Source organism: Streptomyces sp. NBC_00237, assembly GCF_026342435.1.
In the GTDB taxonomy this organism is placed as follows: Bacteria; Actinomycetota; Actinomycetes; order Streptomycetales; family Streptomycetaceae; genus Streptomyces.
In genome coordinates, this window is sequence record NZ_JAPEMT010000001.1 from 825103 (window position 1) to 839424 (window position 14322).

Consider the following 14322-nt stretch of genomic DNA (forward strand, 5'->3'; position numbering starts at 1 on the left):
TCTTACAGGCTGTACATCACGTGCTGGATCAGGCTAATCGAGTCCTGGGTGTCATGGGACTCGGGCTTGGCTTCCGGGTCGATCGGTGCGAGTGCGAGTTCGCTCAGCCGGTCAAACATCCTCGCGTACTCGTCCAATGTCCCGACCTCACTCAAGAAGGCGGAGTTCAAAGGGTGTTCCAGATAGACGGTGTCAAGCTCCTGGGTCGCGCCGCCGAAGAGGATGAAGGGACGGCTGAATGCGGCGTAGACCCCCGCTTCGAACGGGAAGATCTGGATCGTGACGTTGGGGAGTCGTGCAACCTCAATGAGGCGGAGCAGTTGCTTGCGCATGGCTTGCGCTCCGCCCACCCTGACGCGCAGCGCCGATTCGTGGATGACCGCGTGGTAGCTCATGGGCGATTCGCCATCGAGGATCTGCTGCCGTTCCATCCTGAACCGGGTGAAGCGGTCGAGCGTTGACTCGTCCTCCATGGTTGCGAGTACGGCACGGGCATAGTCGGCGGTTTGCAGCATGCCGGGGATGAACAGCGGCTCGTGGATTCTGATCCGGCTCGATCGGAACTCAAGCTCCGCAAGGTCGATGCCGGAGGGCGCGACGGTGTCCCGGAACTCGTCCCACCACCCCTTCCCCGTGGCCTGCGCCATCTCCATAAGCCCGTCGAAGTACGGGCCCGGTGGGCAGCCGTACTCGCGCAGCAGCTTGTAGAGCCGGTTCCGGGACACGTCGACGCGGCCCGCCTCAATGTTGCTAATGCGCGTGCGGTCGGCGTCGAGCAGGGCACCGGCGCGGTCGCCGGACAGGCCCGCGCTGTTCCGCAGTTTGCGGAGTTCTAGGCCGAGGCGGCGGTGTCGTTCGCTGGGATTGCTCCTGGGTGGCATGTCTGACCTCCTGCGAAGCAGTGTGCCGGGGCCAACTGGCGTGGGCCACGTGGTTATTCGTACGTCACTCACATCGGTGACATTCCTCGGAAACGGTTGCAACTCTCGGAACGGGTTCCCTACCTTCGAAGAGCGGAAGTACCCCCACCCTCACGGAAGTTGACGGGCGGACCTGGTCACCGCGACCTGCCCGTACGTGACCGTACGAGCCAGCGCACGCCGAGGAGGAAGCATGCGGAACCGGAACCGACCCGCCCTCACCGCCGACGTATCCCTGGTCTTTCCGCCCGACCCCGCCTGGGTCCGTAACGCCCGGGAGACCGTACGGACCCTCGTCGAAGCCGCCGGGAGAGGTGAACTCCTCGACGCTGCCGTGCTGTTGACGTCCGAGGTGGTCACGAACTCCATCGCCGCGTGCACCCTGAGCGGCACCGCCGGGCCCATCACCCTCTTCGCCGGGTGGACCGACCTCGGCAAGCTCCTCCGCGTCCTCGTGCACGACGAGGCTCCGGGGCGGCCCCAGTGCCAGAGTCCGGCCCCGGATTCCGAGGGCGGGCGCGGTATGCAGCTCGTCTCGGGCGGGGCCGACGCATGGGGCGTGTGCGCGCACGGGCCTGGGGAGGGCAAGGCCACCTGGTTCGAGCTGGGGCGGTTCGAGCGCGGGTACCGGTTCGAGGGGTGGCTGCCGTGATGGAGGCCGAGCCGGTGACGGAGGAGGGGCGGCGTTTCGAGCAGGGTGGTGTCCGGGGATCTTTTGCCGTGCGGCCCTGCCTGGGGAGTCGCCGCGGAGGAGGCAGAGGGGATAATGGGGAGATGTCCTCCAGACCACAGCACCTCGCTCCTGCGACGATGGGGTTCTCGGGCGCGGCCACCGAGGACCTGGCGCTGTACCGGGAAAAGTTCCTGCGCCGTTTGCCGGACTCCCTGGATGAGCTGCGCGGCCCGAGCCAGGGCATCGTGGAGCTGCCGCTGCACCTGGCCTGGTCCGGAATGACCTCGTACGACCTGGGCAAGCCCCGCCAGCGCATGGGGCTGTACCGCACGGTTTTGCACGAGGGCCTGCGCGAGGACCTTCCGCGCTACCTCAACGAGAACCTGCTCCAAGAGTTGTGGCCCGTGCTGCGCACCCTCGTCGGCCGCACCGTGCGCACCGTATGGGAAGAAGCCTTTCCCCAGCTCGCATCTCGCGCCCGAGCAGCCGCGTGACGGACATGCCGGAGCTGCACACACGGCTCCTGGCGGATGTGATCGCGCTCGGGTCCCCGTATCCGCTGGTTCTCACCGGTGGATACGCCGTGCGGGCGCACCGCCTGGTGAACCGTCCCAGCCAGGACCTCGACGTCGCCACCGAAAACCCGGCACCCATGGCCGACATCGCCGCCACGCTCCGTGCCGGGCTCGAAGGTCGGGGTTGGAGGGTGGCGGCGCTTGAGACCGCCCCGCTCTCCGCCCGTTTCACCGTGGCTGACCCGAATACGGGGCAGGAGTGTGAAGTCGACATTCTCAAGGAAGTCTTCTGGCGGCCAGTCGTCAGGAGTCCGTACGGGCCCGTTCTCGCTGAGGAGGATGTCATCGGCACCAAGGTCCGTGCCCTCGCCGACCGTGGTGCGCCACGCGATCTCATCGACGTGTTCGCAGCCTCCCGTCGTTGGAGCGCTGCCGACCTGGAGGAATTCGGCCGTCGGCATGCCCGTGGCCGCTTCGAACAGGAAGACCTGCAGGCAAACCTTGCCGGAGCCGAGTGGACTGACGACGAAGCCTTCGCCGCCTACGGCCTCAACGACGCCGCGATCTCCGCTCTCCGAGTGTGGGCCGTGGAATGGGCCGACGATCTCGCCGCCCGGCTCCTTGAGGATTCCGATGATTTCGGGCACTGACTGACAGAGGACGTGGTGGGCCAGCTCGCGGGCGTAAGGGGATTCAGCGGTGCCGGGGAGCGCGTGCCACCGCCCGCGCGATGCGTTCCGCGTCCAGGGCCATTTCGCGGAACATTCCCGAGATCGGGTTCGTGAAGCCCGTGAAGTGCAGGGCGGGGGCCTGGGGGGACGTGCGGGGTCCGTGGACGGTGGGGCGGCCCTGTGCGTCCAGCACGCCGAGGTGGCCGACCAGCCCCTCCAGGGAGCGGCGGTAGCCCGTGGCGGCGATGATCACGTCCGGGGCGAGGCGGGAGCCGTCCGCGAGGAGGGCTTCGCCCGTCGCGGCGTCGAAGGAGTCGAGTGCGGTGACCGGCTCGACCTCGCCCGCCCGTATCGCGGCGATCAGGCCCACGTCCTGGACGGGGATCGCGCCCTCGTTCACTCGCGAGTACAACCCGCGAGTGGGGCGGGGCAGGCCCTGGGCCGAGAGGTCGGGGACCGAGAGGCGGCAGACCACGTCGCCCGCCCGGTCCACCAGGCCCACCGGGAGGCGGCGCACCAGGATGCCCGTGCGCTGGGCGGGCCAGCCCGCCGTGGTGCGGCGCAGGATGTACGGGGGTGTGCGGACGGCGAGGCGTACGCGGGAAGCACCGCCCGAGGCGAGGTCGGCGGCGATCTCCGCGCCCGTGTTGCCGACGCCAACGACCAGGACGTCCTTGCCCTGGAAGGGAGTTGGGTTGCGGTAGTCGGCGGCGTGGAGGAGTTCGCCCTTGTACGAGGCCGAGTGGGGCCAGGCCGGGAGGTGCGGGGTGTGGTTGTGGCCGGTGGCGACGACCACGGCGGAGCCCGTCAGCTCGCGGCCGCCGCTGGCGTGGAGGAGCCAGGCGGAGCCGTCCGGGGTGCGGTCGACACGGGAGACCTCGACGCCCGTGACGATCTCCAACTCGTGGTGGTCCACGTACTTTTCCAGGTAGCGGACCACGTCGTCCCGGGAGACCCAGCGGCCGAACGAGCGCGGCATCTTCAGGCCCGGGAGGCCCGACAGAGCGCGGGTGGTGTGCAGGTGCAGTCGGTCGTAGTGGGCCCGCCAGGACGCCCCGACCTGGTCGGACTTCTCCAGGACCACGGCACGGACGCCCCGGGCGCGCAGGGCTGCCGCCGCTGCCAGACCGCCGGGGCCCGCTCCGATGACGTACACCGGGCGGTCGTTGGTGGTGGCTATGCCGGGGGAGCCGGGGTTGCGGTCGCTGGAGGCCATGAGGCGTGAGCGTAACCGTGCGTGCTCGGTTGATAGGTCTCGGTCAAGAGGGGAATCGGGTTGCGAATTGATCACGCGGGGTGGGGGTGTGGTGGGTGGTTGGTGCGGGGGCCTTGCGGACTGGAGGCTCGTCCGGTGAACTGACGTACCGTCAGAAGCGCTTGAAGGGGCTGTTCCTGTGCAGACCGTTCGAGACGTCCTGGCAGACCTGGTCCCTCGATCATGCGATCGGATGGTTCTGACGATGGCGACGACTGCTGCTGACGTCCCCGACATCGATGCCTTCACCCGGCCGTACTGGGAAGCCGCCGCCGAAGGGCGGTTGCTGGTGCGGCGGTGTGCCGATTGCGGGCGCGCACACCACTATCCGCGCGAGTTCTGCCCGTACTGCTGGAGTGAGAACGGGAGTTGGGAGCGGGCGAGCGGGCGGGCGACGCTCTACACCTGGTCGGTCGTGCACCGCAACGACCTGCCCCCGTACGGGGAACGGGTCCCGTACGTGGCCGCCGTCGTCGACCTCGCCGAAGGGCCCCGGATGATGACCGAGGTCGTCGACTGCGAGGAGGCCGCGCTGCGGATCGGGGCCGAGGTGGAGGTGGTCTTCCGGGCGGGCGAGGGGTACGCGGTGCCGGTGTTCCGGCTGGTCTGAGGTCCTCCTGGTCTGAGGTCCTCGACAGGATGCGGCGTTACGGCCAGAGCAGCTCGCGCACCCAGCGCTCGCCGTCCCGCCGGTAGCGCAGTCGTACGTGCTGACGCCGGGCGTCGCCCTGGAAGAACTCGACCGCCGTCGGGGCGAGCGCGTACAGCGTCCAGGTGGGGGCGGTGAGGGTCGGGTCGGCCTCCGCGCGCGTCCAGGAGGCTTCGGAAGCCTCCCTCAACTCCGCCTGGGAAGGGAGTACGTCGCTCATGCGGCCGGTGAGGGCGGCGGCCAGGGCTCCCGTCGAGCGGGCGTGCAGGTCGGCCGTCGCCGCCTCGGGCGTGCCGGAGAGTACCTGCCCCTCGACGCGGACCTGGCGGGCCTGGACCGGCCAGTAGAAGCCGAGGGCCGCGTCCGGGCGGGCGGCCAGCTCCCGGCCCTTGCGGCTCGTGCTGTGGGTGCCGAAGTGCCAGCCGTCCTCGTCCGCGTCGTGGAGGGTGAGGACCCGGGTCGAGGGGCGGCCGTCCGCGTCGGCGGTGGCGAGGGTCATGACGTGGGCTTCCGGCTGGCCCGCCTCGGCCGCTTCGCGCAGCCAGGCGCGGAAGAGGGGGAGCGGGGTGGCGGGGGCGGCCTCCGGGGCGAAGTGCGGGAGGTCGATGCCGTCCCAGACCCGGAGGGAGTGGAGGAGCGTGCGGAAGTCGCGGGCGGCTCCGGCTTCGTCACGGGCTTCGTCGTCGTACGTCATGGGGCGATTGTGCCCGTCACGCCGCGCGGTGGCCGACGACCCCCGCGTACTCCTTGAGCGGCACCGCGTGCGCCATCTTCTGTACGTCCTCCGCGATCTTCTTGGCGATGAACCCCTTCCACGGCATCTTCGGCAGCATCCGCACCATCAGCAGCCGCAGCTGGATCTTCCACTTCCGGTCCATCGTCATCTCGCCGACGAACTTCCGCGCGAAGGTCTGCGTGTGCTCGACCCCCGGACGCAGGTGGCTCTCGTACGCGGCGAAGGCACGGGCGAAGTCACCGTCTGCGGCGGCGAGTTCACCGGCAAGGGTGTACGCGCCGATCAGGGCGAGGCCCGTGCCCTGGCCGGAGGCGGGTGAGGTGCAGTGCGCGGCGTCGCCGAGGAGGACGACGCGGCCCTTCGACCAGCGGTCCAGCTCGATCAGGCTCATCGAGTCGAAGTAGAAGTCGTCCGCCGCTGCCGCGTTGGTGAGCAGGCGCGGGATCTGCCAGCCCCGGTCCGCCGCGAAGGCGTCGGTCAGCAGTCGCTTCTGGGCGGCCGTGTCGCGGTGGTCGTAGGAGAGTTCCGGCGAGGCGAAGACGAACATGTTCTTCGCCGTCGTCTGGCCGCGCGAGCTGTACGCGCACACCAGCTTGTCCGGGAGCGCGTGGTACGCCTCGTGGCGGTCGAGGTTCAGGTCGTTCGGCGCCGTGAAGATCGAGATGTACGCCCCCAGGTGGCGCCTGTACTGCTGCTCGTCGCCGAAGGTGAGACGGCGGGTGTGGGAGTGCATGCCGTCCGCGCCGACGACCAGGTCGAAGCGGCGGGGCGGGGCGTTCTCGAAGGTGACCAGGACGCCGTCCTCGTCCTCTGTGAGGGAGGCGATTGAGTCGTCGAAGAGGTACTCGACGTCGTCGCGGGTGCGGTCGTAGAGGATGCGGGCCAGGTCGCCGCGCATGATCTCGTCGTCCTCGCCGGTCCGGGCGCCGAAGATCTCGGCCGGGAGCTCGCCGACGGTCTTGTTGTCGGCGTCGACGTAGGAACCCGTCTGCATGTCGGTGGAGTGGGCGCGGACCTCGTCCATGATGCCCATCCGCTTGCAGACCTCGACGGCCGTGCCGCGCAGGTCGACCTTGTAGCCGCCGGAGCGCAGCTCGGGGGCGCGCTCCACGACGGTCGGCACGAAGCCGTACCGGTGCAGCCAGAGGGCGAGGGCGGGGCCCGCGATGCTCGCGCCGGAGATCAGGACCGTGCGGGCGGTGCGGATGGGCTCGGGGGTCGTGTGGTGTCCCATGTCGGGCTCCTCGTCAGCGAGTTCGTGTCGGCCGGTGCGTGGGTGCGGCGGCCGATGACTCGACTGTACGAGCGTTTTATACGCTTGTCTATGACGCTTGTATAGATCTATCTGGAGGTGGTCGTTCCGCTGATGTTCACCGCCCCAGCAGCACCGTTCCCGACGAGCAGAACCAGCCGCCCGTCCCCGACGCGACCGCCACCTCCGGCAGCCGCCCGCCCGCCTTGCGGACCTGCCCGGCCCCCGCCTCGCCCCGCAGCTGCCGTACCGCCTCCACCAGCAGGAACAGGCCCCGCATCCCCGGATGGCAGGCCGACAGGCCGCCCCCGTCGGTGTTCACCGGCAGCTCCCCGTCGCGCAGCAGCCGCCCCTTCTCCACGAACGCCCCGCCCTCCCCCTTCGCGCAGAAGCCCAGGTCTTCGAGCGTCACCAGCGTCATGTAGGTGAAGGCGTCGTAGATCTCTGCCACGTCCACGTCCGACGGGCTCAATCCGGCTTGTTCGTAAGCGAGTTGGCCGCTCCTCGCCGCCGGGGAGACGGTGAAGTCGTCCCACTGCGACATCGTCGTGTGGGACACCGACGTCCCCGTCCCCAGCACCCACACCGGCTCCTTCGCCATGTCCGGTACGTAGTCCTCGGCGACCAGCAGCACCGCGCAGCCCCCGTCGCTGCGCAGGCAGCAGTGCAGCTTGGTGAAGGGGTCGGCGATCATCGGGCCCGACAGGACCTCGTCCACCGTGAGCGGGGTGCGGAACATCGCGTCCGGGTTCGTCGCCGCGTTCGCCCGCGCCTGCACCGCCACCTCGGCGAGCTGCTCCAGGGTCGTCCCGTACTCGTGCATGTGACGGCGCGCGGCCATCGCGTACTTCGCGACCAGCGTGTGCCCGTACGGAACCTCGAACTGGAGCGGGCCGCGCGAGCCGAAGGAGAGGTTCGACGTGCGGCGGCCCGCCTTGATGTCGGCACGTGCCGTGGATCCGTACACGAGGAGTACGGCACTGGCGTGACCTGCGGCGATGGCGTCGGCGGCGTGTGCGGCCATGACCTCCCAGGTGGCGCCGCCGACCGAGGTGGAGTCCACCCAGCGGGGGCGCAGGCCCAGATATTCGGCGACCTCGATCGGGGCGAGCGTGCCGAGCCCGGCGGAGGCGAAGCCGTCGATGACGGAGCGGTCGAGGCCCGCATCGGCGAGCGCGCGGCGCGCGGCCTGGGCGTGCAGCGCGTACGGGGTGGCTTCGTCCACCCGGCCGCAGTCGGCGAGCGCGACACCTGCGACAGCGACCTTGCGGACCTGGTGGGCCTTGCGCGAGGGTGATGTCATGAATCTGACGGTACATCAGGTGTTCACGTGTGCACGTGACTATGGGAATTGGTGCGGACGCCGCCTAGCATGACGCCCCGTCAGATTCAGGGGAGGAGCACACCGGATGGATGCCGCCTTCACCGCGGAGCAGGACGCGATCCGCCGCACTCTGCACGAAGCTCTGCACGACGCTCTGCACGAACTGTTCGTCACGAGGGCCGAGGGGGAGCGCCGCCGGGAACTCTGGGGGCGGCTCGCCGACGCACTGGAACGTGCGCCGCTCTCGCCACCGCTCCTCGCGACGTCCGTACTGGCCGCGCCGCTGATCGCCACCCTCGGGTCGCAGGTGCAGAAGGACACCCTCCTGCCGGACATCACCGCAGGTCGCAGCAGTGCCGCGCTCGCCGTGCCCGGGGGCGCGCTGTCCGTCGCGCTCGGCCTGACCGGCTCCAACGCCGCCGGGGACTGGGCGGGCGGCGGCCGTTCCGGCGGCGTGCAGGCACGGCGCGGCGAGAAGGGCTGGGTGCTGTACGGGCAGGCGGACCAAGTGCTCGACGGGCACAGCGCCGACCTGCTGCTCGTCGCCGCGCACGCCGGGGGCTTCGCGCGCGGGCGGGTCCTGCTCTTTCTCGTACGGGCGAAGGACGCGGTCGGGCTGGCGCGCGTACGGCAGGCGGCCTCGGACGAGGTCCGGCCGCTGGCCACGCTGCAACTCCGGGACGTGGAGGGCGAGTTGCTGGGCTCGGGGGAGGGGGTGGCGGAAGCGCTCGCCGGGGTGGGGCGGGCCGCTGCGGCCGTCCTCGCGGCAGAGGCCGTCGGGGTCGCGGAACGGCTGCTCGGGCGGACCGTCGCCCGGGCGCGGGGGAGGGGTGGCGAGGGTCGGCTCGCCGAGGTGCACGCGGCGGTGGAGGCGGCGCGCTCGGCCGCGTACCGGACCGTGTGGAACCCGGTGGACGCGGGCGGCGGCGGGCTCGCCCTCGCGCAGGGCCTGGAGGCGCTCCGTTCCGCGGCGACCGAGGCGATGCGGGGCGAGGGCGATGCGCACGAGGCGCAGACGCGCGACGCGCAGGCGTGCTTCGCGCGGGTGGCGCGCGACGAGGTGCTGTTCGGCCCGGTCGAGCGGCTGCGGGCGTGGGCGGTGGAGGTGTCGGGGCTGTTCGGCCCGGCCGGTGGCGGCGGCACGGGGGACGGGTCGGCGGACGAGAAGGCGGACGAGAGGGAGGCCGTGTGATGGCGGCGACGACGGGTGCGCGCGGTGTGAAGCTGATGCAGAAGGTGTCCTCCACGCGTACGTTCGCGAGGATCGCCCCGCACGTCATCCCGGCCATGGACCGCGCCGTCCACCGGCTCAGCAGGGGCAGGACGATGATGAGCACGCGGATGCTGCCGGGGGTGGTCCTCACCGCGAAGGGGGCGAAGAGCGGGCAGCCCCGGGTGACACCGCTGGCCTGCATGCCGGAGCCGGAGAAGGGGACCTGGATCCTGATCGGGTCCAACTTCGGCCGTCCGGGGCATCCCGCCTGGACCGGCAACCTGCTGGCCCACCCCGAGGTCTCCGTCAGCTGGGAGGGGCAGGACATCCCGGTGCGGGCGCGGCTGCTGAAGGGGGAGGAGCGGGCGGAGGCGTGGCGGGCGGTGCTGGGGTTCTGGCCGCCGTACGCGACGTACCAGAAGCGGATCGAGAGGGAGATCCGGCTGTTCCGGATCGAACGGCGCTGACGGTTCGTCGGCCAGGTGATCCCTAGACCCCGTGATCCCTTGGCTTCGTGACTCCTTGACCTCGTGACCCCTTTGTCCGGTGGCCCTGCCCGAGGTCCCTTGGGAACGCCGATGGCGGACCACATGCGTGATCCGCCATCGGGTGACAGGACTTGGTGGGGGTTCGTCCGGTACGGGTACTGCTACTTGGCGGGCTTTTTACCCGTAATGCCCAAGTGAACCAACTGCGCCAGGTTCGGGCGGAGTTCGGCCTGCTTGACGCCCCAGGTCGTGAAGCCCTTCTGGTGCGAGGCGACGGCCGCGAGCATCGCGACGAGCGAGCCCGCCATCGCCGCCGGGGACACGTCCTTGTCGACCTTGCCCTTCGCCTGGAGCTCCTTCATCGAATCCGTGAGGGAGTTGGTGACGGAGTTCAGGATCTTCATGCGGATCTTGTAGAACCGCTTGTCGCCCTCCGCCGCGCCGAGGTCGACCACACGCAGGATCGCGTCGTTCTTCCGCCAGAAGTCGAGGAAGCCGTCGACGAGTTGTTCGGCGGTCTGCGCTCCGGCCTTGCCGACCCACGAGCGCCCGGCGACGAGGTCGGTCAACCCCGCGCCCTCCTTGGCCATTTCCTCCGCGATTTCGAGGACGGCGCCCTCTACGTCGGGGAAGTACTGGTAGAAGGTCGCGGGCGAAGTCCCGGCCTTGCGAGCCACGTCGATGACTTTGACGTCCCGGTAAGGGGACGAGCTGAGCATTTCACTGAGGCAGTCGAGCAGCTTCTGCCGCGTCGCCTGACCGCGTCGACCGGCCACGCGGCCGTCGACGGTGCGTACTTGTCCTGTCATGCCGTCAGCTTACCGAGGGGTGATCGGAGCGCGATTCGGCGAGTGCAAATGGGTTTCCGGCCAGAGTTGAGGCATCTTGGGCCGGTTGCGGTGTGAAGGGCGGGGGCAAAGGGGCCGGGGAGGCTCCCGCCGGGCTCTGACTGGCCTCCCGCTGGGCTCCGGCTGGGCTCCGGCGGTGTTCCGGTGGCGCTTCCGCAGGGTGGGGACTTCGAATGGCGGTATGCGGCAGGGCACCCGGCAGCCTCCCCCAATAGTGTTATCAACAGCCTGTGGACAACATCGGTGGATATCTCCGAGCGGGGATTTCCCCAAGCGGGAAGGATCGGTCCATGACCGCATTCGCCGAAGGACCCTCGTTCGCGGAGGGCGTGCCCTGCTGGATCGATGTCTCCCTCCCCGACATCGAGGCGGGCAGGCGCTTCTACGGCGCACTGTTCGGCTGGACCTTCGACGAGCCCGCGGAGAAGAGCCAGGGCTACTACACGCAGGCGTACGTGGGCGAGGGCGAGGCCCGCAAGAACGTCGCCGGGCTCGCCGCCAAGGCCGACGGCCGCATGCCCACGGCCTGGGGCGTCTACTTCGCCACCCCGGACGCCCGCGCCCTCGTCGCCCGCGCGAGGGAGGCGGGCGGACAGATCGTCACGGACGCCGTGGCCGTCGGCCCATACGGCACGATGGCGCAGATCGCCGACCCCGGCGGCGCGGTCTTCGGCGTCTGGCAGGGCGGCAGCCACCCCGGCTTCGAGCAGACGGCGGCCCCCGGTGCCTTCTGCTGGACCGAGGTGTTCGTGCGCGCACCCGGCAGGGACCGCGTCGACGCCTTCTACGAGAAGGTCTTCGGCTTCCGGGGCACCGACCTCTCCGAGGACGGCGGCGGCGTGGACTACCTGGGCTGGTCGCCCGCCGGAGCCGAGCCGGGCCCGGACTCGATGGTCGGCGGACGCACCGTCATCCACGACGCGTTCCCGGCCGAGATGCCGCCGCACTTCCTCTCGTACTTCCTGGTGGAGGACTGCGACCGGGCGGCGGCGGAGGTGCGGCGGCTCGGCGGCCGGGTCACCCACCCGCCGTTCGACATTCCGTACGGGAGGATGGCCATCGTGGTCGACGACCAGGGCGCGGTGTTCGCGATGCTGGCGGAGCCTGAGGGCGGGCCCTCAGACGCATAAGGAGGGGCATCCCCTTCCACTTGCGACCGGAATCTCCACCAAACGTGTGCGGAATGGGGGGAAACATTCCATTCCGGCCCCGGGTTAGCCACCACAGCCTCCGACAGGAAGAATGCCCCTCGGGGCTGTGTTTCGCGGCCTGGTACGGGGAGGTGGCAGGCAAGTGGAGCAGCTGACGCAGCACGATCCGCGGCGGATCGGCCCGTTCGAGGTCCTGGGACGGCTCGGGGCCGGCGGGATGGGGCTCGTCTATCTGGCGCGGTCCGCGTCGGGTCGCCGGGTGGCGATCAAGACCGTACGGACGGAACTCGCCGAGGACCAGCTGTTCCGGGTCCGCTTCACGCGGGAGGTCGAGGCGGCGCGCGCGGTCTCCGGCTTCTACACGGCGGCCGTGGTGGACGCCGACCCGAGGGCGGCGGTGCCGTGGCTGGCGACGGCGTACGTCCCGGCCCCCTCCCTCGAAGAAATAGTGAATGAGTGCGGGCCCATGCCCGCGAACGCGGTGCGCTGGCTGGCCGCCGGAATCGCCGAGGCCCTCCAGTCCATCCACGGGGCGGGTCTGGTCCACCGCGACCTCAAGCCATCCAACGTCCTGGTGGTGGAGGACGGCCCCCGCGTCATCGACTTCGGCATCGCGTCCGGCGTCTCCAACACCCGCCTGACCATGACGAACGTCGCCGTCGGCACCCCGGCGTACATGTCTCCCGAGCAGGCCCGCGACTCGCGGAGCGTGACCGGGGCGAGCGACATCTTCTCGCTCGGCTCCACCCTCGTCTTCGCGGCCACCGGACACGCCCCCTTCCACGGCGCGAACCCGGTCGAGACCGTCTTCATGCTGCTGCGCGAAGGCCCTGACCTGGAAGGACTCCCGGACGAACTGCGTCCGCTGATCGAGTCCTGCATGGGCATGGAGGCGGCCATGCGCCCCAGCCCCGCCGACCTCCAGGCGCAGCTCGCCCCGCACCTCTTCTCCTCGGGCGGCGACGACTCCGGCACGGCTTCGGCGTGGCTGCCCGGCCGGGCCACCGCGATGATCGAGCAGCGCCGGGGCGGTGGCCGGGTCGCCCCCGCCCCCGTCGTCCAGCCGCGCCGCGACCCGGCCCCGCCGCCGCGCCCGCAGAACCCGCCGCCCTACCCGCCGCCGCAGCGCGACCGGTACGCCGACCCGCGTACCGGCCAGGCCGCCCCGCCCCCGCCGTCGTACGCGGACGGACCGATCCGGCTCGCCGGGGCGAAGGTGCCGATCGGACCCGGGCCCCGGGTGGCCGACGGGCTCGGCGCGGCAGCTGCTGCCGCCGTGGCGGAGGCCGGGGGTCCGGCGACCGGTTGGGTACGCCCGCCGGGCGGGGTGGCGGTGAACGGCGCTCCGGTCGCTCCGGCCGTGCCCGCCTCCGTACCCCCGCAGCCGCCGGAGGGGCCTTCGCCCTCCGGGTGGCGGCCGTGGCGGTTCCGTATGTCGAACGACGTGTGGGGAACTCCGGCCGTCGCGGGCGACCTGGTCTACGTCACCTCGTTCGAGGTGCACGCGCTGGACGTGGCGTCGGGCCGCCGCCAGTTCAAGACGCGGGACGTGGCGTGGGCGATGGCGGTCTCCGGTGGGCGCATCCACGCCTCCGACGGCCCGACGCTCTACGCGCTGGACGCGGCGGACGGTACGGAACGGTGGCGGCTCCAGACGGACGCGTGGGTGTACTCGCTGAAGGCCGCGCGGGGGACCGTCGTGACGGGGACCCGGGGCGGTGGGGTCCAGGCGTGGGAGGCGTCCAACGGGCAGAAGCTGTGGGAGATCACCGGCGCGCAGACCGACTTCGAGACGCCGGAGGCAGGCCCTGACGTGCACGGCGACACCGTGTACGTGTGGCAGGACGCGCGGCTCCGGGCGCTCGACTCCCGGTCCGGGGTGGAGCGTTGGTCGTATCCGATCGGGGACGCCGCCTCGTGCGGGAACGTGCCGGTGCGGGTGACCTCCGCGGAGGACGGCCATGTGTACGTGTCCGCGGGGACGCGGGTGCTGGCGGTCGACCAGGATTCGGGACACGTGCGGTGGCACTTCGAGGCACCGGCGGTCTTCCTGTCCCCGCCCGCTTTCGCACCGGGCCCCGCGGTGACGGGCGGCGGGGTCTACCTCGCCGACTACCTCGGCACCGTCTACGCGCTGGACGCGTCGACCGGCAAGGACCGGTGGCGGATCGCGACCGAGTCGCGGCAGTCGATCGAGCCGGTGCTGGTGGCGGGCGGCCACGTGCACGTGGGCAGCGGAAGCGCGCTGTACACGCTGGACGCCGTGACGGGTACGCCGAAGTGGCGGTTCGCGGCGGGGGGCGAGCTGGTGGGGGCTCCGGTCGTCGCCGACGGGCGCGTGCACTTCGGGTCGGCGGACCACTGCCTCTACACCGTGGACGCGGTGGGCGGTCAGCTGCGCTGGAAGCTGAAGACGGGCGGAGAGATCACGGGGTCTCCGGTCGCGGAGGGCGGAATCGTGTACGCGTGCAGCAAGGACCGCTGTGTGTACGCCCTGGACGCGGTCAAGGGCACGGCGACGGGCCGGGCGCGGTGAAGGCTCCCAGCCCGTCACGCACCTTCAGCCCGTCCGGCGCTTGAGGACGCGCGGCGAAGCCGTGCAGGGGGCGAGGGGCGTAGCCCCAGGC

General features: G+C 70.9%; 14 protein-coding genes. 8 read left to right on the plus strand and 6 right to left on the minus strand.

All coding sequences use genetic code 11. The features are described from left to right. Positions 1 to 2: 2 nt before the first annotated feature. A complete protein-coding gene (locus tag OG897_RS03605; RefSeq protein WP_266652796.1) occupies positions 3 to 881 on the minus strand; it encodes a helix-turn-helix transcriptional regulator in 879 nt (292 codons plus the stop codon). Between the two features lie 232 nt (positions 882 to 1113). Here OG897_RS03605 and OG897_RS03610 point away from each other — a divergent pair, with 232 nt between their 5' ends. From OG897_RS03610 to OG897_RS03620, 3 genes are all read left to right on the plus strand, one after another. Beyond that, entirely contained in the window at positions 1114 to 1572 is a 459-nt protein-coding gene (locus OG897_RS03610) for an ATP-binding protein (RefSeq protein ID WP_266652799.1), read from the plus strand. A 122-nt stretch (positions 1573 to 1694) separates the two neighbouring features. After that, a complete protein-coding gene (locus OG897_RS03615) occupies positions 1695 to 2087 on the plus strand; it encodes a hypothetical protein (protein WP_266652801.1) in 393 nt (130 codons plus the stop codon). Between the two features lie 5 nt (positions 2088 to 2092). After that, complete coding sequence (locus tag OG897_RS03620) at positions 2093 to 2758, plus strand: nucleotidyl transferase AbiEii/AbiGii toxin family protein (protein ID WP_266656545.1); 666 nt, start codon at positions 2093 to 2095, stop codon at positions 2756 to 2758. Positions 2759 to 2801: 43 nt separating this feature from the next. Here OG897_RS03620 and OG897_RS03625 read toward each other — a convergent pair whose 3' ends face one another. Further along, positions 2802 to 3995: an NAD(P)/FAD-dependent oxidoreductase gene (locus tag OG897_RS03625; RefSeq protein ID WP_266652803.1), complete on the minus strand. Its 1194-nt coding sequence runs from the start codon at positions 3993 to 3995 to the stop codon at positions 2802 to 2804. A 244-nt stretch (positions 3996 to 4239) separates the two neighbouring features. Here OG897_RS03625 and OG897_RS03630 point away from each other — a divergent pair, with 244 nt between their 5' ends. Then, the gene (locus tag OG897_RS03630) at positions 4240 to 4644 is read left to right on the plus strand and encodes a Zn-ribbon domain-containing OB-fold protein (protein ID WP_266652805.1); all 405 of its coding nucleotides are present in this window, start codon (positions 4240 to 4242) and stop codon (positions 4642 to 4644) included. A gap of 37 nt (positions 4645 to 4681) precedes the next feature. On the opposite strand, the gene OG897_RS03635 is transcribed toward OG897_RS03630, so the two are convergent. From OG897_RS03635 to OG897_RS03645, 3 genes are all read right to left on the minus strand, one after another. Then, positions 4682 to 5377, minus strand: coding sequence for a pyridoxal 5'-phosphate synthase (locus tag OG897_RS03635; protein ID WP_266652807.1), 696 nt, complete (start codon positions 5375 to 5377; stop codon positions 4682 to 4684). 16 nt (positions 5378 to 5393) lie between these two features. Beyond that, positions 5394 to 6653, minus strand: coding sequence for an FAD-dependent monooxygenase (locus OG897_RS03640; RefSeq protein WP_266652809.1), 1260 nt, complete (start codon positions 6651 to 6653; stop codon positions 5394 to 5396). 136 nt (positions 6654 to 6789) lie between these two features. Beyond that, complete coding sequence (locus tag OG897_RS03645) at positions 6790 to 7974, minus strand: acetyl-CoA acetyltransferase (protein WP_266652811.1); 1185 nt, start codon at positions 7972 to 7974, stop codon at positions 6790 to 6792. A 106-nt stretch (positions 7975 to 8080) separates the two neighbouring features. Between OG897_RS03645 and OG897_RS03650 the strand changes: the two genes are divergently transcribed. Next, positions 8081 to 9187 carry an acyl-CoA dehydrogenase gene (locus OG897_RS03650; RefSeq protein WP_266652813.1) on the plus strand — a complete coding sequence of 369 codons (1107 nt, stop codon included), beginning with the start codon at positions 8081 to 8083 and terminating at the stop codon, positions 9185 to 9187. Continuing rightward, complete coding sequence (locus OG897_RS03655; protein ID WP_266652815.1) at positions 9187 to 9675, plus strand: nitroreductase family deazaflavin-dependent oxidoreductase; 489 nt, start codon at positions 9187 to 9189, stop codon at positions 9673 to 9675. The genes OG897_RS03650 and OG897_RS03655 overlap by 1 nt, the downstream gene beginning before the upstream one ends. A gap of 182 nt (positions 9676 to 9857) precedes the next feature. Here OG897_RS03655 and OG897_RS03660 read toward each other — a convergent pair whose 3' ends face one another. Further along, entirely contained in the window at positions 9858 to 10505 is a 648-nt protein-coding gene (locus OG897_RS03660) for a TetR family transcriptional regulator (protein ID WP_266652817.1), read from the minus strand. A gap of 329 nt (positions 10506 to 10834) precedes the next feature. Here OG897_RS03660 and OG897_RS03665 point away from each other — a divergent pair, with 329 nt between their 5' ends. Both OG897_RS03665 and OG897_RS03670 read left to right on the plus strand, forming a co-directional pair. Further along, positions 10835 to 11674 carry a VOC family protein gene (locus tag OG897_RS03665; RefSeq protein WP_266652819.1) on the plus strand — a complete coding sequence of 280 codons (840 nt, stop codon included), beginning with the start codon at positions 10835 to 10837 and terminating at the stop codon, positions 11672 to 11674. Between the two features lie 163 nt (positions 11675 to 11837). After that, positions 11838 to 14231 (plus strand): PQQ-binding-like beta-propeller repeat protein, encoded by a 2394-nt coding sequence (locus tag OG897_RS03670; protein WP_266652821.1) that lies wholly within the window; start codon positions 11838 to 11840, stop codon positions 14229 to 14231. The last annotated feature ends 91 nt before the right edge of the window (positions 14232 to 14322 follow it).

Bases quoted from the DNA above. Each gene is read 5' to 3' on its own strand.
- OG897_RS03605 (WP_266652796.1), bottom strand. From the start codon at position 881: ATGCCACCCAGGAGCAATCCCAGCGAACGACACCGCCGCCTCGGCCTA.
- OG897_RS03610 (WP_266652799.1), top strand. From the start codon at position 1,114: ATGCGGAACCGGAACCGACCCGCCCTCACCGCCGACGTATCCCTGGTC.
- OG897_RS03615 (WP_266652801.1), top strand. From the start codon at position 1,695: ATGTCCTCCAGACCACAGCACCTCGCTCCTGCGACGATGGGGTTCTCG.
- OG897_RS03620 (WP_266656545.1), top strand. From the start codon at position 2,093: ATGCCGGAGCTGCACACACGGCTCCTGGCGGATGTGATCGCGCTCGGG.
- OG897_RS03625 (WP_266652803.1), bottom strand. From the start codon at position 3,995: ATGGCCTCCAGCGACCGCAACCCCGGCTCCCCCGGCATAGCCACCACC.
- OG897_RS03630 (WP_266652805.1), top strand. From the start codon at position 4,240: ATGGCGACGACTGCTGCTGACGTCCCCGACATCGATGCCTTCACCCGG.
- OG897_RS03635 (WP_266652807.1), bottom strand. From the start codon at position 5,377: ATGACGTACGACGACGAAGCCCGTGACGAAGCCGGAGCCGCCCGCGAC.
- OG897_RS03640 (WP_266652809.1), bottom strand. From the start codon at position 6,653: ATGGGACACCACACGACCCCCGAGCCCATCCGCACCGCCCGCACGGTC.
- OG897_RS03645 (WP_266652811.1), bottom strand. From the start codon at position 7,974: ATGACATCACCCTCGCGCAAGGCCCACCAGGTCCGCAAGGTCGCTGTC.
- OG897_RS03650 (WP_266652813.1), top strand. From the start codon at position 8,081: ATGGATGCCGCCTTCACCGCGGAGCAGGACGCGATCCGCCGCACTCTG.
- OG897_RS03655 (WP_266652815.1), top strand. From the start codon at position 9,187: ATGGCGGCGACGACGGGTGCGCGCGGTGTGAAGCTGATGCAGAAGGTG.
- OG897_RS03660 (WP_266652817.1), bottom strand. From the start codon at position 10,505: ATGACAGGACAAGTACGCACCGTCGACGGCCGCGTGGCCGGTCGACGC.
- OG897_RS03665 (WP_266652819.1), top strand. From the start codon at position 10,835: ATGACCGCATTCGCCGAAGGACCCTCGTTCGCGGAGGGCGTGCCCTGC.